Annotated in this window: 1 protein-coding gene; it reads right to left on the bottom strand. The window is 59.4% G+C overall.

Going from position 1 to position 832, the window contains the following annotated elements:
* Positions 1 to 832, bottom strand: an 832-nt coding sequence (locus tag ACXJ7R_RS34820; RefSeq protein WP_457155753.1) for an RHS repeat-associated core domain-containing protein, incomplete at both ends; no start/stop codon positions are given.

Genomic DNA, 832 nt, shown 5'->3' with positions numbered 1-832 from the left:
CACGATACCCGGATCTGCCGGCGCATCGAGCACAACTTTGCCCGTCGACTTGTCGAATTCATCCGAGGTTCGAGTTCTCGCTGTCGCCGGGTCATACCTGATGACGACGTCCCCGGCGGTCGTCTCCGGGTTGGTTTTCGGATCCTTCACGTCGGCTTCAGTGTGGCCAGCGACATTCGTAATCGTGGTCGTCTGCGGGTCGTCGATCACCCGGCGCGTGAGCTCGCGGCCCGCGTCGAACGAATTCGACCCGGTAACGAAGCCCTTCACGTCCAGCCAAACGCCATGCAGGAAGCTTTGCGACACTTCGCCGGTCTTGCTGTCGACACGAGCAGTTGGGTCGGTTCGCTGTAGATCTTGCTCCACCTGGCGTTTGTAGGCGGCATCGTCGGCCACGATCTCCTTGAGACCTGTTGGGTCGACGAAGGCCATCGGGTTGTTGTTGGCGTAGGCGAATAGATTGCACGACGTTGGGTTGCTCGTGCATCGCTCTGGATCACCGACATACAGCGGATCGGGCGAGATGAAGCGTCCGAGCGCCGGATCGTAGTATCGGGCACCATAGTAGTAGAGGCCTGTGTCGTCATCGAGATACTTGCCGGTGAAACGATGATGGGTCTTTTCACGCGGCAGGTCGGCCGCGACATCCGTCAGATGCGTCGCCCAGGCGGGAGACAGCATCTCGGGCTTATGTTCCGTGCCGTAGGCTTTGTAGAGCATCTGCTCGACCGGGACGCCGTCTGAAGCAATGACGTAGTCGCTGCTCTCAATGTGATCCTTCAGGTAGTAGAACCACTTGCCTGTGCCATGTTCCAGCCGCACAAGCTTGGAG

This window comes from Mesorhizobium sp. P5_C1, from assembly GCF_054049815.1.
Note: the sequence above shows the minus strand (reverse complement) of the source record. Positions and strands in the feature narration are given on the sequence as shown.